Here is a 4,700-nt window from a genome sequence, read left to right on the forward strand (position 1 = left end):
GTGGCGGAGGCGGGCACCGACTCGCCCAGCGCGACCGCGGCTCCGGCGGCCGCGCCGGCGCCCAGCAGGCTGCGGCGGGTGAGGGGGTGGGTCATGGGTTCCTCCGGTCGTCGAGTCGGGCGGCGATCGCGTCCAGAAGCAGGTCGAGTGCGAGCGGGAACGCGTCGTACTCCTGCTGCAGGAACGGTCCCGCCGCCGCGATGTGCGGGTACCGGTCGGCGGGTGCCTGCCGGTAGGTCGTGGTCCACGCGGTGCTGTCCTGGCGGCGTACGTCGTCGGGCAGGGCGGCGTACGTCGCCTCGAAGGCGGCCCAGGCGAGGATCGTGTCGCCCACGGCGTGCCAGATGTCCACCGCCTCGGGGACCGAGAGCCCGGCCGACTCCAGCGCGGCGAGCACCCGTTCAATGCCGCGGGCCTCCTGCTCGCCCTGGGTGGTGCGGACGCCGACCAGGACCGCCAGCCGCGGGTGCCGCAGCAGGCCGCGGAACACGGCCAGGCCGAGCTGGCCCAGCGTCTCGCGCCAGGGCTGCCCGTCCGGGACCTGGTCCATGGCGTCGCCGAGCAGCCGGTCGCCGAGGGCGAGCAGCAGGTCGTCCTTGCTTCGGAAGTGCCGGTAGCAGGCGGTCGGGTCGGCGCCCAGCTCGGCACCGAGCCGGCGGAAGGTGAGCTTCTTCTCGCCCTCCCGGTCCACCAGGGCCAGCGCGGCGTCCAGGATCCGCTCCCGCGACAGCTCGGGACGGGTCCTCGTGGAGGTGGGCACACCGCATCCTGACCACCGTCAACGCCCTTGTCAACACCGTTGACTCCGCCCACCCACCCAGTTAGTACGGTCCCAACGCGGGGTGGAAACGCCGGGGAGACCCCGCGTTGGGACCGTACTAACCGCTCAGCGCGAGTGGCGGCGGGTGAGCCGGAGCAGGTCGCGCACGGTGAGGGCGGGCTCACCGGGGTCCCGGTCGGCGGAGTCGCCGGCCGCGGCCTCCAGCCGGGTGGCCAGCACGAGGAGCACCTGGGCGGTCGTGAGGGCGTCGCCGAGCGCGTGGTGCGGGGTGTGCACCGGCAGGTCCAGGTCGCGGGCGAGCAGCTCCAGGTCGGGCTCGTGGGTGGCCAGCCGGCGTACCCCCGCGGCACGCGCCAGCGCGGCCGTGTCCACCAGCTCCTTCGGCAGCCGCTCGCGAGAAGGCGCCAGCGCGCGGTCCAGGAACGCCCGCTCCACCCACGCGGCGTGCGCCACGACCACCCGCCCCCGCAGCCGCGCCCGCACCTCGGGAAGTACGCCGGCCAGCGGTGGCGCCGCTTCGAGCTCGCCGGGCGTGAGGGCGTGCACCTTGACCGCCTCGGGGTCGATGGCCCGCTCCGGCCGGACCACCTGGTACCACCGGTCGGCGGCGATCCGGCCGTGCCGGACCGGCACCACCCCGATCGAGATCACCTCGTCGCGGCGCAGGTCCAGCCCGGTCGTCTCGACGTCGATGACCGCGAGCTCGGCCTCGCGCCAGCCCAGGCCGTCGGCGGGGCACGGCCAGGGCCGGGCCCGGGCCAGCCGCGCCCTCAGCGGTGCCGCCCGATCCACTCGCCCTCCAGCCGCTCCTGCACCCGGCCGATGGACTTGAACGACTCCCGCAGGTGCCGGCGGCTCAGCGTGTCCAGGCTGCGCGGGTCCACCCAGGTCGACGGGGCGGCCCCGGCCCGCAGGGCCTCGATCTCCCGCTCGAAGAGCAGCTCGTACATGTCCTGGTGCGCGTGCCGCAGCTGCTGGGACTCGTCGGCGGAGAGCAGACCCGCCTCGGCCCCCCTCGCCAGCCGGTCCTGGGTGGAGCTGATCGTGCTGCCGGTGCAGATGCCCACCCAGCGGCCGATGGCGACGATCGGCCCGAGCCCCCGCTTCTTCAGGTCCAGCTCGCCCTTGTGCTCCCCGTCCGGCTCGACGACGAAGTCCTTCACGAACCCCACCGGCGGCTTCTTCGCCAGCGCCTCCAGCAGCATCCGGCGCCGGAACTGCGGGTTCTCCGGGGTCGACCGGACCTTGCGCTCCAGGGCGCGTCCCAGCCGCAGCCCGGTGATCGGGCGGCTGTCGGCGAGCATCGCGGCGAGCAGCAGAGCGCCGGGGCCCTCGGAGTGCTCCTCCCAGTGCCGCGCGGCCGCAACCCACAGCTTGAAGGAGCGGTTGAACAGCGGGTTGTCCGCGTTCGCGCCGTCCGGGCAGCGCGACAGCCCGCACCGTTCGACCAGCCGCAGCACCTGGTCCGCGGCGGCCTGCAGCTCCTCGCTGCGCTCGGCGTACCCGGGCGCCCGCCACACCAGTGCGGTGTCCACGTCGGAGACCGGCAGCGGCTCGCGCCGGGCCAGCGACCCCAGGAAGAGCCAGGCGAAGTCCCCCTCGTCCCCGGCGAACGGCGGCACCCACCCGATGCACTTCTCCACCACGGCCTCCACCAGCGCGCTGGTCAGCGCGCCGATCCGCAGCACCGGTACCCCCGCGCTGAACAGCTCCACGGCCGCGGGCCGGATCGAGGCAGCGGCCAGGGCCAGGTCCTCGACGGTGTCGGCGGCGTCGATCGTGGCGCGCACCGCCAGCGGGTCGCGGACGTCGGCGGTGGACAGGTCCACGACCCGGCACACCCCCACCGCCCGGTCGTCCTCGTCGGTGACCACCAGGTGGTGCACCCCGTGCTGGACCATCATCAAGAACGCCATCGCCGCGGGGTCGGCGTGGTCGATGGTGCGTACCGGGCTGGTGGCGATCTGCCCGACGGGCGCGTCGACGGACACCTCGCCGGTGGCGACGTACCGGCGGCAGTCGCTGTCGGTCATGATCCCCAGCGCGTCGCCCAGGTTGACCAGCACGCAGGACTGCCGGCCCTCGGTCATCAGCCGGGCGGCCTCGCGCACCGGCATACCCGGTGGGCACCACAGCGGCGCGCGCATGAACTCGGTGACCGGCCGCAGCGCGTAGTCGGCTGCGCCGCTGAGCAGGCTGCGGACGCCGCCGCGGGCCCGGAACGACAGCCGGTCGGGGTGGGCGAGGATGGGCCGCGGGTCGGGCAGCAGGTAGAGCAGCGTGTCGGTGATCGCCCGGATGGTCTGGGAGAGCCGCAGCCCGGACAGCACCGCGAGGTGGCCGACCGTGTCGCCGGGGCCGAGCTCGTCGACGACCCGGCCGCCCTCGAGCACCTGCACCATCCCGGTGCGCACGACCGCGAGCTTCTCCACCCGCTCGTCGTCGGGCGAGATGACCGCGCCGGCCGGGAAGTACTCCACCTCGACCCGGCGCGCGAGCCGCTCCAGGTCGTCCTCGTCGAGCAGGTCGTACGGCGCCTGCTTGCCGAGGAAGTCGATGAACTCCTGCACCTGCCGGCCGCCTTCCGTGCGCTGGGGTCGCCGCGCGTCAGCGTACGCCGACCAACCAGCGCGCCAGGAGCGTCCCGTCGGACTCCAGCAGCCCGTGCAGCCGCAGCGGCACCTCGACCAGGGGCCCGTCGGTGATGCGCGGCCCTAGCCCGCCGACCAGCTTGGGCACCACCGTGGCGTCGAGCTCGTCGACCACGCCCGCGGTCAGCAGGTCGCGCAGCAGGTGGGGGCCGCCCTCGCACAGGAGGTTGCGCAGGCCACGCTCGACGAGACGCGCGCGCAGCGCGGTCAGGTCGACCCGGTGCGAGCCGAGCAGCAGCACGTTCTCCTCACCGACCAGCTCGCGGGTGGCGGGGAGGTCGGCGGCCGCGGCGCAGGTGGCCATCAGCAGGTTCCCGCGGGTGGAGCCGCGCAGCGTCTCGGGGACCCGCCCGGACCGGGACACCACGACGAGCGGCTTCTCCATGGTGTGGTAGCCCTCGATCCGAGCGGTGCCGGCGCCCACGATCACGGCGTCGGCCTGGACCCGCAGGGCGTCGAAGGCCAGCTTGTCGGCGTCGTTGTTGACCGAGTCGCTCTTCCCGGTCGCGCCGGTCGCCGCGCCGTCGACCGTCGAGACCATGTTCACCCGCAGCCACGGCAGCGAGACCGGCGCGTAGAAGGCGGCCAGGTCGGTGACGACGTCCTGGCCACCGCCCCCGCCACGGGGGTCCACGAGGACCCGCATCCTCGGCTCAGCCACGGAACACCGGCCTCTCCTTGGCGGTGAAGGCCCGCACGCCCTCGGCGAAGTCGGCGCCTGCGTACACCTCACGCAGGAGCTCGTCGTCACCCTCCGGCTCCGCCTCGAGCACGCGCGCCCGCGCCACGAGCTGCTGCTTGGTCGCCCGCAGCGTCACCGCCGAGGCGGACAGCAGCCCGTCCACGATCTCGGCCAGCTCGGCGTCGGGGTCCTCGGTGACCGACACGAGCGCGCCGACGGCGTACGCCCGGTCGGCCGGGACCAGCCGCGAGGTCAGCAGCATCTCCCGGGTCAGCGCCTCGCCGAAGACCGCCAGGCAGCGGTAGAGCACCGAGGCCGACAGCGCGTTGCCCAGCGTCCGCGCGATCGGGTAGCCGAAGCGCGACCCGGGCGTCGCCACCCGCAGGTCGCAGTGCGTGGCCACGGCCAGGCCGCCGCCGACGCAGACCCCTTCGACCACGGCGACGGTCACCTGCGGCAGCTCGAACAGCTCACGCAGCAGGCCGCGGATCAGCGCCTCGTACGCCGCCGCGTCGGTGTCGAGGAAGTCGGTGATCTCGTTGCCCGCCGCGAACGCCCGCCCACCAGCGCCGCGCAGCACCAGCAC

5 protein-coding genes are annotated in these 4,700 nt (G+C 74.5%); all 5 read right to left on the minus strand.

From position 1 onward, the window contains the following. Window positions 1-91 precede the first annotated feature (91 nt). Complete coding sequence (locus tag PLP61_RS14095; RefSeq protein ID WP_324503380.1) at window positions 92-760, minus strand: TetR/AcrR family transcriptional regulator; 669 nt, start codon at window positions 758-760, stop codon at window positions 92-94. 126 nt (window positions 761-886) lie between these two features. Beyond that, entirely contained in the window at window positions 887-1,573 is a 687-nt protein-coding gene (locus PLP61_RS14100; protein ID WP_324503381.1) for a 3'-5' exonuclease, read from the minus strand. Beyond that, the gene (locus PLP61_RS14105) at window positions 1,552-3,351 is read right to left on the minus strand and encodes a putative nucleotidyltransferase substrate binding domain-containing protein (RefSeq protein WP_324503382.1); all 1,800 of its coding nucleotides are present in this window, start codon (window positions 3,349-3,351) and stop codon (window positions 1,552-1,554) included. The genes PLP61_RS14100 and PLP61_RS14105 overlap by 22 nt, the downstream gene beginning before the upstream one ends. A 37-nt stretch (window positions 3,352-3,388) precedes the next feature. Then, the gene (locus PLP61_RS14110) at window positions 3,389-4,093 is read right to left on the minus strand and encodes a dihydrofolate reductase family protein (RefSeq protein WP_324503383.1); all 705 of its coding nucleotides are present in this window, start codon (window positions 4,091-4,093) and stop codon (window positions 3,389-3,391) included. Further along, the coding region (locus PLP61_RS14115; RefSeq protein WP_324503384.1) for an enoyl-CoA hydratase-related protein at window positions 4,086-4,700 on the minus strand (615 nt) is incomplete at its 5' end. The genes PLP61_RS14110 and PLP61_RS14115, both read right to left, overlap by 8 nt.

It is taken from the genome of Nocardioides sp., assembly GCF_035429765.1.
Lineage (GTDB): Bacteria > Actinomycetota > Actinomycetes > Propionibacteriales > Nocardioidaceae > Nocardioides.